The 16712-nt window shown below is 71.2% G+C and carries 14 protein-coding genes; 3 read left to right on the top strand and 11 right to left on the bottom strand.

Translation table 11 applies throughout. The features are described 5' to 3' along the window. Positions 1–86: 86 nt before the first annotated feature. The 4 genes from GD970_RS02220 to GD970_RS02205 form a co-directional block, all read right to left on the bottom strand. Entirely contained in the window at positions 87–1283 is a 1197-nt protein-coding gene (locus tag GD970_RS02220) for an FAD-dependent monooxygenase (RefSeq protein ID WP_152200254.1), read from the bottom strand. A 349-nt stretch (positions 1284–1632) separates the two neighbouring features. Beyond that, on the bottom strand, positions 1633–2820 hold the full coding sequence (locus GD970_RS02215; protein WP_152200252.1) for a sugar ABC transporter substrate-binding protein: 1188 nt from the start codon (positions 2818–2820) through the stop codon (positions 1633–1635). Between the two features lie 54 nt (positions 2821–2874). Beyond that, positions 2875–3903 carry an ABC transporter permease gene (locus tag GD970_RS02210; protein ID WP_152200250.1) on the bottom strand — a complete coding sequence of 343 codons (1029 nt, stop codon included), beginning with the start codon at positions 3901–3903 and terminating at the stop codon, positions 2875–2877. Next, positions 3900–5429, bottom strand: a complete 1530-nt coding sequence (locus GD970_RS02205) for a sugar ABC transporter ATP-binding protein (protein WP_152200247.1) — start codon at positions 5427–5429, stop codon at positions 3900–3902. The genes GD970_RS02210 and GD970_RS02205 overlap by 4 nt, the downstream gene beginning before the upstream one ends. Before the next feature lie 348 nt (positions 5430–5777). Here GD970_RS02205 and GD970_RS02200 point away from each other — a divergent pair, with 348 nt between their 5' ends. Together GD970_RS02200 and GD970_RS02195 are read left to right on the top strand one after the other, a co-directional pair. Next, positions 5778–6383, top strand: a complete 606-nt coding sequence (locus tag GD970_RS02200) for a TetR/AcrR family transcriptional regulator (RefSeq protein ID WP_152200244.1) — start codon at positions 5778–5780, stop codon at positions 6381–6383. Positions 6384–6475: 92 nt separating this feature from the next. Then, on the top strand, positions 6476–6886 hold the full coding sequence (locus tag GD970_RS02195; RefSeq protein ID WP_152200242.1) for a VOC family protein: 411 nt from the start codon (positions 6476–6478) through the stop codon (positions 6884–6886). Positions 6887–6982: 96 nt separating this feature from the next. On the opposite strand, the gene GD970_RS02190 is transcribed toward GD970_RS02195, so the two are convergent. The 7 genes from GD970_RS02190 to GD970_RS02160 all read right to left on the bottom strand — a co-directional run bounded on the left by GD970_RS02190 (position 6983) and on the right by GD970_RS02160 (position 14995). Then, complete coding sequence (locus tag GD970_RS02190) at positions 6983–8731, bottom strand: CocE/NonD family hydrolase (RefSeq protein ID WP_226925088.1); 1749 nt, start codon at positions 8729–8731, stop codon at positions 6983–6985. After that, positions 8728–9690: an MBL fold metallo-hydrolase gene (locus GD970_RS02185; protein WP_152200240.1), complete on the bottom strand. Its 963-nt coding sequence runs from the start codon at positions 9688–9690 to the stop codon at positions 8728–8730. Before GD970_RS02185 ends, GD970_RS02190 begins: the two co-directional genes overlap by 4 nt. A 13-nt stretch (positions 9691–9703) precedes the next feature. Beyond that, on the bottom strand, positions 9704–10627 hold the full coding sequence (locus tag GD970_RS02180) for an alpha/beta hydrolase (protein ID WP_152200238.1): 924 nt from the start codon (positions 10625–10627) through the stop codon (positions 9704–9706). Between the two features lie 19 nt (positions 10628–10646). Continuing rightward, entirely contained in the window at positions 10647–11750 is a 1104-nt protein-coding gene (locus GD970_RS02175) for an FAD-dependent oxidoreductase (RefSeq protein ID WP_152200235.1), read from the bottom strand. A gap of 121 nt (positions 11751–11871) precedes the next feature. Then, positions 11872–12822 carry a phosphotriesterase family protein gene (locus tag GD970_RS02170; protein WP_152200233.1) on the bottom strand — a complete coding sequence of 317 codons (951 nt, stop codon included), beginning with the start codon at positions 12820–12822 and terminating at the stop codon, positions 11872–11874. Positions 12823–12862: 40 nt separating this feature from the next. After that, entirely contained in the window at positions 12863–13852 is a 990-nt protein-coding gene (locus GD970_RS02165; protein WP_152200231.1) for a phosphotriesterase family protein, read from the bottom strand. Positions 13853–14392: 540 nt separating this feature from the next. Beyond that, on the bottom strand, positions 14393–14995 hold the full coding sequence (locus GD970_RS02160; RefSeq protein WP_152200229.1) for a TetR family transcriptional regulator: 603 nt from the start codon (positions 14993–14995) through the stop codon (positions 14393–14395). Positions 14996–15112: 117 nt separating this feature from the next. Between GD970_RS02160 and GD970_RS02155 the strand changes: the two genes are divergently transcribed. Then, entirely contained in the window at positions 15113–16645 is a 1533-nt protein-coding gene (locus GD970_RS02155; protein WP_152200227.1) for an MDR family MFS transporter, read from the top strand. Positions 16646–16712 lie beyond the last annotated feature (67 nt).

The following is a 16712-nucleotide window of genomic DNA, read 5'->3' as shown; positions in this document are numbered from 1 at the left end:
CCCCGTGTCCGCCATCGCGCGGGCCTTCCAGCCGAGTGCTGGCGGTCGGACATAAGTGAGTGACGCATGGATTCTCCTCGGTGAAGTCAGTTGATAACCGCGCTGGCTGCGGGCGCCCGCAGTTCATCCAGCGCGTCGTGGTCGTAGAGCCAGTAGCGGAAGGCGCGGAACGAGGTCATCTCCGCGTCGCGCTGGTGGAGGTCCTCGTACATCGAGTCGTACCGAAGGCCGTTCTGGCGTGAGCCGCGCTGCACGGCCGCCGTCCGGGGAAGGCGCACTCGCTCGTACTCCGCGAGCGCCTTCGTCACGTCGGAAGGGGCGGCCCGTGCGAGCAGTTCCGCGAGGACGACCGCGTCCTCGATCGCCTGATTTGCCCCCTGTCCGACGTGGGGAAGCATGGCGTGGGCTGCATCGCCGAGCAGGCACACCCTGCCTCGGTGCCAGGTCTCGAGAGGCTCACGGTCGTACAGGCCCCACCTGTTGGTGACGTGCACGTTGTCCAGCAGTGCGAGCAGGCGTGCGTCCCAACTGTCGAACTCAGCGCGCAGCTGTGCTGGGCTTCCCGGTGCCGTCCATGATTCGCGCATCTCGTCGTCGGCCGGGACAAAACCCACGAAGTTGATGACGGCGCCGCCTCGGACAGGGAAGGTCAGGAAGTGCCGGCCGGGTCCCATCCACACCTCGAACAGCCCAGCCGGCCAGTCAGTTAGCGCGTCGGCGGGAACAGTCCCGCGATAGGCCACCATGTTCGAGAACGTTGGTTGAGAAGGTTCCGTAACTTCGGATCGGACCACCGAGTGGATGCCGTCAGCACCCACGACGACATCAGCGCTCGCCTCACTCCCGTCGGCGAAGGCCACGGTCGCGCCGCCGTCAGACTGGCTTACTCCCAGCGCCTGCTTCCCGACGTGGACGCCCCCCTCCCGCACCTTCCCACGAAGGGCGTCGATCAGGTCAGCACGGTGGACGCCCCCGACAGACACCTCTCCAGTCGAGTCCTTGACGACGACGTCAGCGACGGGCGTGCCATCTTCCCGCCGATAGACCGACCCGGCGGAGAAGGAAGTGAGGATCCGATCCATCTCGGGCCCGAGCCCCAACCGGCGGAGCTGACGCAGCCCGTTTGGCGCGATCTGAACGCCGGCTCCTACCTCCCCGATAGCGGCCGCCTGCTCGTAAACATCGACCTCGATTCCTTTGGCCTGCAGCGCCAGCGCAGCGGATAGACCGCCGATGCCACCGCCAATCACGGCCACACGTAGAGTCACCCTTGCCTCCAACATTTCGCTATTCGAAGCATCTTCGCTTTTCGCATGGAGACTAGCGTGAATTCGTCGCGGATGTCGATTTCGTCCAGGTAGGTCGGCCTTCCTGGATTGAGTGGTGTCTCAGCCACTCGCCCGTGCTGGAGAACAACGTGAAACGGCGTAACCCCATTGGCATTGCGTCTAGGAAGGCAACGGCACGATCACCGTCTTCCCGCATGTCGAGCACTTGCCCTACCGAGCGGCATTAACAGGTGCCGCCGTAGACCGATCCGATCCCCGATCTTCAAGCACAAGACCCCGCGGCGAGCGCGACAGCCAGAGGCTGCAGCGGTCGCCGCGGGGTCGGGGTCGATAGGAGAGCGAGTCAGGCCACGCCCCAGAGCTTCTTGAAGCCCTCCTTGTAGTCGGCGTCGCCGTACCACGACCCGGACATCTCGCCCTCCGGCGTGAGGTCGAGCTCCTTGACGTTCTCGGCGGTGAAGAGCCGGCGGAAGGGGAACTCGAGGTTCTGCACGCTCGGCTCACCCGACATCATGCGGAACAGCTGGTCGGCGCCGTACCAGCCGAGGGCGTCGAGGTTGACGCCGATGGTGGCGGCCATGGACCGGTCCTCGGCGAGCATCTGCAGGATCGCGAGGGTGCCGTCGCCGCTGACGACCTTCACGCCGTCGGTCTTGCCCGCGGACTGCAGGCCCTGCACGACGGGCTGGACGGTGACGTCGAACTCCGCCTGGACGTAGTTGATGTCGGGGTCGCGCACCATCGCGGAGCTGACCAGGCTCGGGAGCTTCTGCAGCTGCCCGGTGTTGGTCTCGAGCACGGTGACCTTGCAGCTGGGGCAGGTCTTCTCGTACTCGGCCAGGGCGCCCTGGTCCATCCACAGCGTGGTGGCCGGGGTGTCGGTCACCTTGACGACGAGGACGTTGGCCTGGCCGCCGGAGTCGGCGATGATCCAGTCGGCGTTGATCGCCTGCAGGGCGACGTTGTCCGGGGTGAGGTAGCCGACCTTCTCCGGCTCACCGGGACCGGCCGGGGCGGTGAGCAGGTAGAGCAGCGGGATGCCGGCGTCGCGCACCTGCTGGAAGGCCACGGAGGCGAGGTCGTCGGGGATGGACCCGGAGACCACGGCGTCAGCCTTGGCGTCGATGGCCTGGGTCAGGCAGCTCGCCATCGACGAGGGGCTGGCCTGCCCGTCGCAGGTCTTGACCTCGACGCCGGCGGTGGACAGCGCCTGCGTCATCGCGTCGCCGACGATGTGGAACAGGGGGATCTTGTAGTTCGCGGGGACGTAGTAGACCGTCTTCCCCTTGAGGCTGGACAGGTCCCCCAGCTCGGGGCCGGGCGCGGTGAACTCGTCGACCGCCTTCGAGGCCTGGTCGACCTGCTCCCGCGCCGTCGCGGCGGCCGGGTCGGCGGCCGCGCTCGCGCTCGCCGATGAACTCGGACTCTCGGAGGCGCCGGTCGCCTCGGTCGTCCCGCTGCTGCAGCTGGCGAGCAGCAGCGCCGAGGCGGCCACCACGCTCCCCCACAGGACGCTGACGGATCTCTTCATGGGGACCAATTCCGTTCTCTTGGAGGGATTGCTGGACGAGCCGGCGCGTGGCGGTCAGCCGCGCACGCGCCGCTGGAGGAGGAAGGAGACGGTGACGGCGAGCACCAGGGCGATGCCGTAGAAGACGTTGGTGACCCAGCCGGAGAAGCTGAGGAGCTGGAGGCCGAAGACACCGGTCAGGAGGAAGTACACGGCGATGAACATCCCGACCGGGTTGAACCGGCCGGGCACGACGGCGACGGTGCCGAGGAAGACGCTGGCGAAGGTGGGCATGAGGTTGGTCTCCGCCGTCGCCGGGTCGAAGCCGCCCAGCCCGGCCGCGATGATCACGCCGCCCACCCCGCAGATGAGGGCCGACGTCAGGTAGGCGCCCATGCGGACCTTCGTGACCGGGATGCCGGCGAGCCGCGCCACCTCCCGGTTGGATCCGACGAAGAGGATGTGCCGGCCCAGCGGGGTGGCACCCATCATGTAGGCGAATGCCGCCACGAGGATCGCGCCGTACCAGAAGAGCAGCGGCAGGCCGAGGAAGCGGTCCAGCGCGATGGCCGACAGCGCCGAGTCCATGCCGCTGACCGAGGTCTCCTTGGAGATCCAGTACGCCGCGCCGCCGGCCACGCTGCCGATGCCGAGCGTGACGATGACCGAGTTGATGCCCACCAGGACCACGAGGGCGGCGTTGATCGCCCCGATCACCGCGGCGACGACGACGGCGGCCGCGGCGGCGGCGGGGAAGGACCAGCCGTAGAGCACGACCAGCGCGGGCACGGTCGTCGCGGCCAGGCCGAAGATCGAGGCGAACGACAGGTCGAACTCCCCGACGGCCATCGTGCACACGAGCGCCAGCCCGAGGAAGACCAGCGGGGTCTGCTGGCCGAGCACCGCCTTGAGCGCGTCCGGCCCGCTCACCTGGCCGGGCACGAGCACGCCGAACAGGGCGATCATGAGCAGCCAGAGGAGGACGAGGCCGTAGCGCTGGAGCACCACCCGGCCCGCGCGCCCGAGCGGGCCCGGCGCGGTCTTCGGGCCCGGCTGGGTGACGCCGGCCCGCGCCTGGCCGGAGGAAGTCGATGTGGTGGTCATGCCGCGCCTCCTGCGACGGGGGTGAAGATGGCGGTGAGGATGTCCTCGGGGGTGAGCGGTCCGGCGAGCTCGCGGGCGACGACGCCGTCGGCGAGGACGAGGACCCGGTCGCACACGGCGGCGAGGTCCTCGACCTCGGCCGAGCACAGCAGGATCGTGGTGCCCTCCTGGGCCGCCTTGCGGGTCGCCTCGAGGATCGCGGCGCGGGCCCCGACGTCCACCGCCTGGGTGGGGTCGTCCAGGACGAGGAGCCTCGGCCCGCCGAGCAGCCACTTGCCCATGAGGACCTTCTGCTGGTTGCCGCCACTGAGGGTGGCGACGACGGCGTCGCGCCTGCGGGGCTGCACGCCGAAGGTGTCCAGGACGCCGTCGGTCTCGGCGTGGCGCCACCGTCGCCCCGTCCACCACGCCTTCCCGCGGGTGGTGAGGTGCGGGGCGGTGACGTTCTCCTCCACGGTCAGCCCCAGGGCCAGGCCCTGGCCGGCGCGGTCCTGCGGGATGAGGGCGACGCCGGCGCGCAGGAAGTCCGCCACCCGTGCCCGGACGAGGTCCAGTGAGGCGCCGTCGACGACGATGCGGCCCTCCCCCGCGCGGGCCCCGCCGAGCAGCGCGGAGACGTCGAGGAGCCCGGAGTCCACGGCTCCGGTCACCCCGACAACCTCCCCGCGACGGAGCCGGGCGGTGAGGTCCCGCACCCGGCCGCCGGCGACGCCCTGGAGCGCGATCTCGCCGGGCAGCACCTTGGCGGGGAAGGTCGTGACGAGGTCGTCCAGCGTGCCCTCGCGGCCGAGCACGAGCCGGGTCAGCGCGGCCTCGTCGAGGTCGGCAGTGGGCACGCCGGTGTCGACGACCCTGCCGTTGCGCAGGGCGGTGACCCGGTCGGTGACCGCCAGGACCTCCTTGAGGTTGTGGCTGACGAGCAGGACCGAGGTGCCCTGGTCGGCGAGGAAGCGGAGCATCTCGTAGAACGCCGGCAGCGCCTCGCGCGGGATCGCCCGGGAGGACTCGTCGAAGACGATGACGCCGCTGCCCGCCTCGCGGTCCTGCAGCGCCCGCGCGACGGCGACGGCGACCCGCTCGCTCGGCGGGAGGGTGGCGACGCGGGCCTCGGGGGCGATGTCCAGACCGAGGAACTCGAAGGTCTGCCGGACCGCCTCACGGTCGCGGGCCTTGTCGATCCAGCGGGTGAACCGGCGGGTCGAGTGCCGGCCGACGCGGACGTTCTCGCGGACGCTGAGGTCGGCGACCAGGCCCAGGTCCTGGTGGACGAAGGACAGGCCCTCCTGGTGCAGCCGGCCCGGATGCACGGGCGGGCCCACCCGGGCGCCGTCGACGAGGATCTCGCCGCCCGGGTCGGCCCGATAGACGCCGCTGATGAGCTTGATGAGAGTCGACTTCCCCGAGCCGTTCTGCCCCACCAGGGCGTGGATCTCCCCCGGCGCGATGCTCATGGTGGCCCGGTCCAGCACCGTCACGCCGGCGAAGGTCTTCGACAGGTCACGGACCTGCAGGCGCGGCGTGCTCACGGCCGGCCCCCGGGCGGCACCGAGCTCGGACGACGCCGTCGGCGCGCACTCAGCAGGTCCGGGGAGGAGGGGTGCACAGGAACTCCAGGAAGGACGGGCCCGGTGGGGAGGACAGGTCGCGGGCCGAGGGGGTGGAACCGGTGGAAAAACACGCGTCGTTGTGTGCCCTGCTTCACAAGTGAGGACAGTTGTACCAGTCGGTTTACGGAGTGTCTAGTAACATGCCATCTTGTATCCCGAGTACGACCTTGGTCCCGTGGTGTCGCCGGCGACACCTTGTCAGTCCCAAGGTCTTGCTGACCGCTGGCCGAACTGCCCGTATGGAAACGCCGACAGTAGGGTGTGGCTGTGATCCGCCTCCGAGAAGCCCAGAAGCAGATGACCCGCCGCCTGCTGCTGGAGAAGGCGCTGGAGCTCTTCGAGGGGAAGGGCTACGTCGCCACGACGATCGACGACATCGCCGCGGCCGCGGGCACGACGCGGACGACCTTCTACATGCACTTCGCGTCCAAGGCACAGCTCATGCAGGAGCTCGTCGCCGACCTCGACGAGATCTTCACCAGCGCCGACGACCCGCCGCTGCGCGAGGTCGTCCGGTCCGGCGACCGGCGGCTCATCCGTGGCTTCATCGAGACCAAGGCCGACCAGTGGCCGGCCACGCGGTCGTACGTCATCGCGGCCAACCAGGCGGCCGCCGTCGAGCCGGACATCGCCGCCACCAAGGAGCAGTGGTTCGCGGCGACGATCACGGAGATGCAGCACGGGCTCGACGACGCCGGCCGCTTCGACCCGGCCACCCGCTACATCCGGTGCTCGCTGGCCTTCGGTGAGCTGGAGTACCTCTCGCTGCGCTGGATGCAGCGGGGCTGGAGCGTCGTCGACCGCGAGACCGCGCTGAGCGTCCTTGCCGACTCCTGGTGCCACCTGCTCGTGGACGGCGCCCCCGGCAGCTGAGCCGCCGGTCGACCTGACGCCGACGCCGGCGGTCGGGATCGATCAGGAATCGAGAAGTACCGGCCGTGGCGCCGCCGCTAGCGTTTCGCGCCATGGACATCAGAATTCACACCAGCTTCCTGCCCCACGACGACCCGGAGGCCTCCGTGGCCTTCTACCGCGACGTTCTCGGCTTCGAGGTCCGCCAGGACGTCGGCAGCGGCAGGATGCGCTGGATCACGGTCGGCCCGGCCGGTCAGCCCGGTACCTCCATCCTCCTGGCCCCGCCCGCCACCGACCCGGGCATCACCGACGACGAGCGCCGCACGATCACCGAGATGATGGCCAAGGGCACCTACGGCTGGATCCTGCTGGCCACCCCGGACCTCGACGCCACCTTCGAGAAGATCCAGGCCGACGACGTCGAGGTCGTCCAGGAGCCGACCATGCAGCCCTACGGCATCCGCGACTGCGCCGTGCGCGACCCCGCCGGCAACCTGGTCCGCATCCAGGAGCTGGCGTGACCCTCGCGGGCATCGACGCCTGGGCCGCCACGGCCTCGGCCGCGGGAGCCGTGCCCGGGCGCCCCCGCCGAGGGCGCCCGGGTATGGTCGGCTCTGCTACTTCTCCTGCTCCGCCGCCGGTCGGGTGGTGAACGGCAGCACCAGCCGGGAGGGGTGGGCGGCGTCGCGGTAGATCTTGTGCGTGACGGGCCGGCCCACGGGCAGGTGGAAGGCGTCGGGCGGGAGCAGGGAGTTGTGCTCGTCGACCAGCGGCTCGTTGTTGGACAGCTCGACGGTCAGCCGGTGCCCGGCCCGGAAGGTCGCCGCGAAGGGGTACAGGCGCAGCACGTACTCCTCGATCGCCCCGGGCTCGACCGGCACGGAGCGGGTGTGCGGGTGGTAGGGGTTGCCCTCGGTGGTGCGCTCGTCGAGCTCGCGGTGGGAGGCCTTGAGGTAGCCGGTGGTGATCAGCTGCCGGCTCCCGCCCGGGGCCACGTCCCACAGCCGCAGGATGAAGTTGGTGTCGTCCTGGTCGATTGCGGCGAAGAGGTGCGCGGCGCCGGTGCCGATGAGCTCGGTGGGCTCGGCGAACGGCTCGGTGGACCAGGACAGGATCTCGACCTTGTCCGTCACCGTCAGCGGCGCCTGGTAGAAGCCGTCCGGCGCGGCGTGCTCGGTGCCCATCAGCTCGGGCTGAGGCGAGAGCTTGCGGCGCGGGCGCAGGTACAGCGGGAGGTACTCGACGTCCTTGGGCGGCCACTGCGCGGCGGTGACCACCTCGCGGGAGCCCTCGACGAAGACGTTCACGGCGGGTTCGTCCATGACGCCGTTGTCGATGCCCTTGAGCCAGTACTCGTACCAGCGGAACATCTTGTCGTGCTCCTCGACCCAGGGCCGGGACTGCATCGGGGGGTAGGAGCCGATGTCGAGGCGCTTGGGCCCCTGGAGCTCGTTGAAGAGCTCGATGGTCCCGTCCAGGGTCCACCCGCGGCCCTGGTCGATCTGCAGGTAGACCGGGATGTCGATGTTCTTGGCGAGGTTGATCGGGTTGCGCTCCTCGTACCACTCCCCGTCGAGCTCGTTCATGACGATGTCGAACCAGGCCTCGTGGTGCTTGGGGTAGTGCAGCAGGTGCACGAGGTTGGGCCAGGCGGCGATGTCGGGGTCGGCCAGGCGCCTGGCGACGCGCTCCTTGATCTCCTCCTCCGAGTACGTCTCGAGCATGCGGGAGGTGATGCGGTCGGTGAACGCCCAGCCGGAGTCCCCGCCGCGGCCCTCGCGGGCGGCCCGGGGCATGAACCACATGATCCCGCCGTGGTAGGTGGTCTCGTAGAAGTCGTAGTGGCCGCCGGAGACGAAGATGGCCTTGAGGTGCGGGGGCCGCTCGGCCGCGGCGTAGACCTGCATGGAGCCGAAGTAGGAGATGCCGATCATGCCGACGTTGCCGTCGCACCACGGCTGGGCGGCGACCCACTCGATGAAGTCGTAGGCGTCCTGGCCCAGCGGCACGCCGCCGGCGTTGTAGTTGCCGATGTGCTCGCCGCCCGAGGCGCCGGACCCGCGCAGGTCGCCGATGACGTGGACGTAGTCCTCGGCGACCACCCGGGCGATGTCGCCGGCCTCGATGCACCCGTCCCACATCGGGGACGGGCGCCGCTGCGGCGGCATCGTCAGGGCCAGCGCCTGCAGCTCCTTGCCGTACGGGGACAGCGCCACCAGCGCCGGGCGGGGCTTGTCCTCCACGCCGTGGTAGGCGTCGGCGGCGAGCTCGACGCCGTCGCGCATGGGCACGCGCAGGTCCTTGCGGATGCGGATCCTCTGCGCGCCGGACTCCCAGGTGCGGATCTCGGTGATGGTCTCGGTCATCGGTGCAGCTCCTTCTCCGGCGTCGTCGCGCCGTACCTCCGGGCGTACCCGTGCAGGGTGGTGAAGAACGGCGACGGCTCCAGCCGCGGGTCGCCGGTGTAGCCCAGCTCCTCGGCGACCGCCACGAACGGGGCGTACACCGAGTCGGACTCCCCCACGCCGTCGGAGAGGTGGCGGCGGGCGGCGGCGTCGATCCGGGCCTCGATGTCCAGACTCTCCTGCAGCGCCCGGAGCGCCTGCTCGGCGTCCAGCTCGACGCCGAAGGGCTCCCCGTCCGCCGTCCGGTACGGGTGGCCCAGGTACAGGTGCCGGGGGCGGACCTCGTCGCGCAGGTACTCCAGGCTCGCCCGGTAGGCGACCGGGTCCTCGTAGCCGGGGAAGCCGTTGGCCGCGCCGTGGACCTGCGCGGCGTCGCCGACGAAGACGTCGTCCTGCCCGTCGATCACGTACGCGACGGACCCGGCGGTGTGGCCCGGGATGTGGTGGACCGAGACGGTCACGTCACCCCCGAGCGACAGGCGCTCCCCGCCCCTGACCAGCATGGTGGGCTCCATCTCGCCCGAGATCGCGGCCTGCGCCATCGCCGTCTGCTCCTCGACGGCGGCGGGGTTGCGCAGGTACCGCTGGCGCACGTCCAGGTACAGGTCCACGTGGGCCCGGCGCGCGCGCAGCAGCGCGGCGTCGGCCTCGTGGATCACCACCTGGGCACGGCGCCCGGTCAGCTCCCACAACGCGTGCGCCCCGCCGAGGTGGTCGATGTGCCCGTGGGTCAGCAGGATCCAGCGCACCTCCTCGATGCCGCGGCCCAGGTCCTCCAGCGCCGGCACCATGCCCGCGGCCGGCGAGGAGGCGACCCCGGTGTCCACGATCGCCGGCTCGGGCGCGTCGATGAAGAAGCTGTACAGGCCGAACCGGCCCCACGGCGACACCAGGGGGTGCACCGCCACGTCGTGCGTCATGAGTTTTCCCTTCCTAGCGCCGCCGCAGGAACCGGCCCGTCTCGGCGAAGGCCTCGTAGTACTCGGGGATCCAGGAGAAGTTCTGCACGAAGCCGTGGTTGGCGCCGGCGTACCGGTGCACCGTCGCCTCGACGCCGGCCTCCTGCAGCCTCCGGCCGTAGAGCTCGCCCTCGTCGCGCAGCGGGTCGTGCTCGGCGGTGAGGATGAGGGCGGGCGGCAGCCCGGCGAGGTCCTCGCGCTTGATCGGCGAGACGCGGGGGTCGGCCGGGTCGGCGCCGCTGTCGAGGTAGAACGCGTTGAAGGGCTTCAGCCCGGCCGTCTCCAGGCCGTACCCCGCGGCGTTCTCCCGGAGGGACGCGTACCGGTCGACGTCGAAGTCGAGGTCCAGGGACGGGTAGAACAGCACCTGGTGGGTGATGCGGTCGAAGCCGTCGTCGTGGGCCATGGCGGCGACGGCGGCGACGAAGGTGCCGCCCGAGCTGTCGCCCGCGAGCGCCAGGGTCGTCCCGTCCCAGCCCAGCGTGTCGTCGTTCTCCGCGGCCCAGCGCACCACGCCGTAGCAGTCCTCGAGACCGGCCGGGAACGCCGCCTCGGGCGCCCGGCGGTAGCCGACCGAGACCACCCTCAGCCCGGTCTCCTTGGCCAGCGCCCGCGCGACGTGGTCGTGGGTGTCGAGGCTGCCCAGGAAGAAGGCGCCACCGTGGAAGTACACGAGCAGGCCGGAGCTCTCCGCCGCGGTGGGGGTGTAGATCCGCACCGGCACCTCCCCCGCGGGCGTCACCGCCGCGCGGCCCTCGACGGCGTGCAGCGGCAGGCGCTCGGCCGGCGGCGGGACCTGGGCCTCCTCGGCGGCCCGCAGGACCGCGGGGTCGATCGGCCCCGGGGGCGGGGGCGGCAGGGTGGCGACGATCTTGGCGATCTCGGGGTGCAGGGTCATGGCGTTCAGTTCGTCCTGTTCACTTCGCGGCGGTCTTCTGGCCGGGGAAGACGTCGTTGAGCTCGTCCTCGGTCCAGCCCTGGCGCGAGATGCGCTGGAGCTCGTCGGTCACCGGCTTGCGGGTCGCCTGGTACCGGGCCAGGGCCTCCGGGACCGAGTCGGCCTCCCGGAGCGACTCCGCGAGGGCGTCGGCGTCGAGGATGGCCGAGTTGGCGCCCTGGCCCTGGTGGTGGCACATGGAGTGGGCGGCGTCGCCGAGCAGGACGACGGCGTCCGAGTGCCAGGTGTCGACCGGGTCGATGTCGTAGACGGCGCGGATGGAGACCTTGCTCCAGTCGAGGTCCTGCGCGGTCTTGACGATGCGCTCGTCGAAGCCCTCGAGCGTCGCCAGCATGTCGTCCTGGGAGACGTTCGGCGTCCACGTGCCGTCGGGGTTGAGGACGGTGACGTCGAAGGAGAGCTGGTTGCGGTGCCGCAGCGGCAGGGCGTAGACCTTCGTGCCCCTGCCGATGTACATGCGCAGGTTGTCGTCCATCACCAGGCCGTGGGCGGCGTCGGCGTCGACGACGGCGCGGTAGGCGTGCTCGCCGGCGAACACCGGCTGCTGGTCGCTGAACAGCTGGCGGCGCACCGTGGACTTGATGCCGTCGGCGCCGACGACGAGGTCGGCCTCGACGGTCGTGCCGTTGGCGAAGGTGAGGGTCGCCCCGTCGCCGCGGTCGGTGACGGCCTCGAGCTTGTGGCCCACGCGGAGCATGCCCTCGGGCAGGACGCCGACGAGCGCCTGGATGAAGTCGTTGCGGTGGATGAGGTAGGTGTTCTTCTCCTCCCCCGACTCCGGCCAGGTGTCCTTCATGATCGGCTCACCGGTGGCGGTGAGGATCTCGAAGTAGTCGCTCGCCGAGCTCACGGCGGCGATGGCCTCGAAGATCCCCCACCGGCGGAACGCGGCCATGGACGAGGGGCGCAGGCCGATGCCGGCGCCGACCTCCCTGATCTCGGTGGCCTGCTCGTAGACGGTGACGTCGGCGCCCAGGAGGCTCAGCGCCTTGGCCGCGGCCGCGCCGCCGTACCCGGCGCCGACGATGGCGATCCTGAGGTTCGCGAGTTCCGAAGTCTTCATTGTTCTTCGCCTTCTGATCGGGCGCGTCGGTGCGCCATAGGTGGAGGAGTGGTGAGCGGTCGGGGGACGGCTGATGGCCCGCGGGGCCGGTTGCGGGTCAGTTCTGGATGGACAGGGCGGGTCAGTTCTGGATGGACAGGAAGGTGGCGGGGTTCTCGACGAACAGCCGGGTGATCGTGGCCTCGTCGACGCCCGCCCGGCGCAGGTCGGGGATGAGGTCCTCGAAGATGTAGTTGACGGTGTGGCCCTTGACGCCGGGCCAGCCCAGCGGGGAGCAGTTGGCGTCGGCCGAGGCGAGCGCCTTGTCCAGGTGCTTGCCGATGAAGCGCAGGAAGTGGTCCAGGCGCTCCTGGCGGGGGCGGGCCCAGAACGGCGGGTCCTCGAGCTCGGTCTCGTAGCCGAAGGTGTCGAAGCCGACCCGGCCGCCCTGCTCGGCGATCCAGGTGTCCCGCGTCTTCTCGGCGTTGACGCCGTCGTCGGCGTGACCGAAGAGCACCCGGTCCAGCGCCAGCCCCTCCTCGGCGAAGATGGCGATGGCGTTCTCGGCGTCGATGGCCAGGTGGGTCAGGATGGGCACCCCGGTGGCCAGAGCGGCGCGGGCGGCGGCGCGGTAGATGCGCTTGTCCAGGTCCGTCATGCGCCCGCCGCGGCTGACGCCGACCTTGATGACCCCGGCGCGGGCGCCGGTGGTGCCGATGCCGACGGTGATCTCGTGGACGAACTGGCGGGTCAGGTAGTCCACGGACGCCCGGGCGAAGTGCGGCAGGGCGGTGTCGCCGCCGACGAAGCCGGTGCAGGCGACGATGTGGACGCCGGTCTTGGCCGACAGGGACTTGTAGTAGTCGACGTCGCGGCCGTTGCAGATGCCGGTGGCGTCCACGAAGGTCCCGCCGCCGTACTCGTGGAACTGCCGCAGCTTGGGGACGGTCTCCTCGTAGCGCTCCTCAGGGCTCTTCCACCACCGCGTGTCCAGCTCCGAGCCGGGCATCCCGTACCCGATGTGCTCGTGGATGGCGACGACGCCCAGCTCCTCGGCCGGGATCGGCCCGAGGACCGTGTTGACTCTCGACATGTTCAAGCTCCAATACGTCACAAAGCAATAGGCCGGAGGCTCAGGCCAGGGTGAGCAGGTCCCGGGGGTTGTCCACGAGGATCCGCCGGGCATCCGCCTCGTCCAGGCCGAGCGTGGTGACCAGGGGCACGAAGGTCGTCGCGGCGTAACCGAACGGCAGGTCGTAGGCGGGCCGGCCCTTGGCCACGCCGATCGCGTTGCTCGAGACCAGCACCCGGTTGCCGAAGCCGGCCTCGACGAGCTCGACCACCAGGGCGGCGCGCTCCCGGTCGGTGAGGTGGTCGCCGTCGTCGTTCAGGCCGACGTGGTCCAGGGCCACGAACGCCCCGCGGCGCGCGACCTCCAGCGGCGCCCCGGCGGCGACGGCGTCCCGGCGGTCGAGCCCGCCGACGACGACGCGGTCGGCCGGCAGGCCCTCGTCCAGGACGACGTCGAGCTCGGCCACCGCGTCGGCCCCGAACCGGATCGACACCGGTACCCCGGTGACCTGCGCGGCGCGGGCGGCGCCGCGGAACAGGCTCTCGTCGGTGGCGGTCATGCCCGCCCGGGTGGCCGTGGTCGCGACCAGGCCGGCGGCGCCCCGGCGCTCCACGCGCGGGACGACCATGCCGTCGGTGACCTCCTGGGCGAAGAGGTCGGCGAACTTCTCCGCGGGCCACGGCGTCGGGGGGTTGGTCTGGGGGGTGAGGAAGTACCCGCCGAGCATCTCCTCCGGGCCCATGCCGGTCGAGGCGACGATGTGCACGCCGGTCGCCCGCGAGAGCGCCTCGTACAGCCGCACGTCGCGGCCGTGAAACATGCCGGTGCTGTCGACGATCGTCTTCCCGCCGGCCGCGCGGAAGTCCGTCAGCTTCGTGGCGAGGACCTCGAAGATCTCCGCGCGGTCGATCGTGATGTCGTACGCGTGCTCGGCCCCCGGGACCACCGAGAGCAGGGCCTCATGGACCGCGACGACGCCCAGGTCCTCCGCGGGCACGGGCCCGAGAACGGTGTTGACGGTCTTGCTCGCGGCGGTTGTCGTGTCCGTCATCGGCACTGCCTTTCGTCAGCGCGGCGCCCGCTGTGGCGTCACGCAGGGTCGGGGGTCACGAACCGTCACGAGGGGTCAGCTCCCCCCGGGGGCGGGGAGCCGGCGACGGCGGACGGTGCACCGGGGAGCCGGACGTGGGTCCTTCGGCCGTAGCGCACCGCCTCGTGATGTGACCCTCCTTACGTCACGTCCACTAAGTTGACACGGTGTCAGCATGAAGTCAAGAAGGGTCCGGCGGCGGATTCGGGACCGGATCGTGCGTGCCAGCGCTCAGGCCGGCCGCGGCGGCATCCACGTCGGCCAGTGGATCCCGGAGGCGGCGGAGACCCACGGCGGCGTCGACGTGCGGTTCACAGGCCTCGCCGAGCCGGCCCTGGCGCTCATGGACGAGCCGCGGCGACAATGCCGTGCTGAAGAACGCGCTGGACTTCCTGCACGGGCCGGCCGAGCCGGAGCCGTCCCGCCGGTAGCGACCCCGACCACCTCGCTCGAGATAGCGGCCCCGTCGCGTCGCTCGCGGCTACCGCGACCGGCGCCGGCTCAGCCGACGATGCGCCGCAGGTCGCTCCGGCATGCGCGGTAGACCTCGACCGGGTCCCGCACCTCGCCCTCGAGGGCGAGCTCGCCCCACCGGTCCCACGCCGCGCGCCAGACGGCGACGGCGATCTCGGCCACGAGCAGCAGGGACGCCGCGTCGCCGCCGAGCCGGTCGGCGAGCCGGGCGCGCAGGCGGGCGATGAGGAGCTGCTCCTGGGAGGCGGCGAGGGAGCGCAGGTCCCGCTCGCGGGCGAGGAGGCGCGCCACGCGGCGGTGCTCCGCCAGCTCCGGGTCGTTCTCACCGGCCATGACGGCCTCCGCCGCCTGCTCGACGGCGCGCAGGACGGCGGCGGGGTCGGCGTCGGGAAACTCCATGGCGTCGATCGCGCGGACCAGGCGGTGCTGGCCGGGCAGGGCCGCCTGCTCCTTGGTGGCGAAGTAGCGGAAGAACGTCCGGGCGGAGACCCCGGCCCGCTCCGCGATCTGCTGGACGGTCGTCTCCCGCACCCCCTGCTCCTCGAACAGCTCGAGGGCGGCCTCCTGGATCTCCATGCGGGTGTCCAGCCGGCGCCTCGTGCGCAGGTCGGGTGCGGCGTCGTCCTCCATGCGGTCCTTCCTAGCACGCGGCCCGGTGTGACACGGAGCACCGTCGGTGTCCTCTTATGCCATGTTGTCACACAGTGACATCATGTCGGGGTTTGCTCCGCCCAGGAAGAAGGTCCCATGACAGACGCCCCGCGTCAGCACCGCGCGCCCACGCCCGGCTCGCGCCCCGCACCCAGCCCGCAGGCGCCCGCGGCCATCGAGACGGAGAAGGTGGTCGGCCGGGTCGGCCCGGTGCTCGCCGTGCTGGTGGTGTCCGCGTTCGTCATGATGCTCAACGAGACCGCGCTGAGCGTCGCGCTGCCGCCGATCATGGCGGACTTCGCCGTCACCCCGGCCGCGGGTCAGTGGCTGACCACCGGCTTCATGCTCACCATGGCCGTGGTCATCCCGACCACCGGTTTCCTCATCCAGCGTTTCACCAGCCGCGCGCTGTTCACGGCCGCGCTCGTCCTATTCGTCGTCGGGACCGCGCTGGCGGTGCTGGCGCCGAGCTTCGCCGTCGTGCTGCTCGCCCGCGTGATCCAGGCCGCCGGCACCGCGATCATCCTGCCGCTGCTCATGACCACCACGCTGACCTCGGTGCCCGTGGAGAAGCGCGGCATGGTGATGGGCCTCAACTCCGTCGTCATCTCCATGGCCCCCGCCGTCGGGCCCACGCTCTCCGGCGTCGTCGTCGACCACTTCGGCTGGCGCGCGCTGTTCGGGATGATGCTGCCGTTCGGCCTCGTCGTCCTCGCGCTCGGCCTCGTCCTCATCCGGACGACGAACGAGACGATCCAGGCCCGGATGGACGCCGGCTCCGTGGTGCTGGCGGCGCTCGGCTTCGGCGGGCTCGTCTACGCCCTCGCCTCGCTCGGCGCCGTCCTGCAGGGCCACCTGGCGCCGCTGGCCGCGCTCGCCGTCGGCGTGGTCGCGCTCGTGCTGTTCGTCCGGCGCCAGCTGCGCCTGCAGCGCACCGACGCCGCGCTGCTCGACCTGCGCCCGTTCACCGTCCACAACTTCCGGATCTCCGTCGCGGTCGTCGTCATTGCCATGGCCACGATGCTCGGCACGGTCGTGGTGCTGCCCATCTACCTGCAGGCCGGCGCGGGCGTCGGCATCGCGACCACCGGCCTGCTGCTGCTGCCCGGCGGGCTGATCCAGGGCATCCTCTCCCCCGTCGCCGGCAAGATCTACGACGTCGCGGGTCCGCGGCCGCTGGTCATCCCCGGCACGATCCTCATGGCCGGCGGCCAGTTCTGGCTGAGCACCGTGGGCGCGGACACGCCCCTCGGGCTCGTCGTCGCCATGCACCTGGTCTTCTGCACTGGCATGGCCCTGGTCATGACGCCGCTGATGACCGTGTCGCTGGGCTCCCTGCCGCGGCACCTGTACCCGCACGGCAGCGCGATCATGAACACCCTCCAGCAGCTGGCCGGTGCCGCGGGCACCGCGGTGCTGGTCGCCGCGCTGACCATTGGTGCCGCCGCGGCCGCCGCCGGCCAGGCAGGCGAGGCCCAGGCGACGGTGGCCGGCACCGAGGTCGCGTTCGTCGTCGGCGGCTGCCTCGGCCTGGTCGGCGTGCTGTGCGCACCGTTCGTCCGGCGCCTCCGCCCCGACACCGCGCCGGTGCGCGAGGTCGTCGCCGAGCGCGAGGCCGCCCAGGCCTGACGGTGAACCGGCGAGGGCCGGCCGGGGCGGTGCGGCCCGGCCGCCCCCCCCTTCCGTAGTCCCAGGC

The organism is Georgenia thermotolerans (assembly GCF_009193185.1).
GTDB classification, from domain to species: domain Bacteria; phylum Actinomycetota; class Actinomycetes; order Actinomycetales; family Actinomycetaceae; genus Georgenia; species Georgenia thermotolerans.
This window is presented reverse-complemented; position numbering and strand designations above follow the sequence as displayed.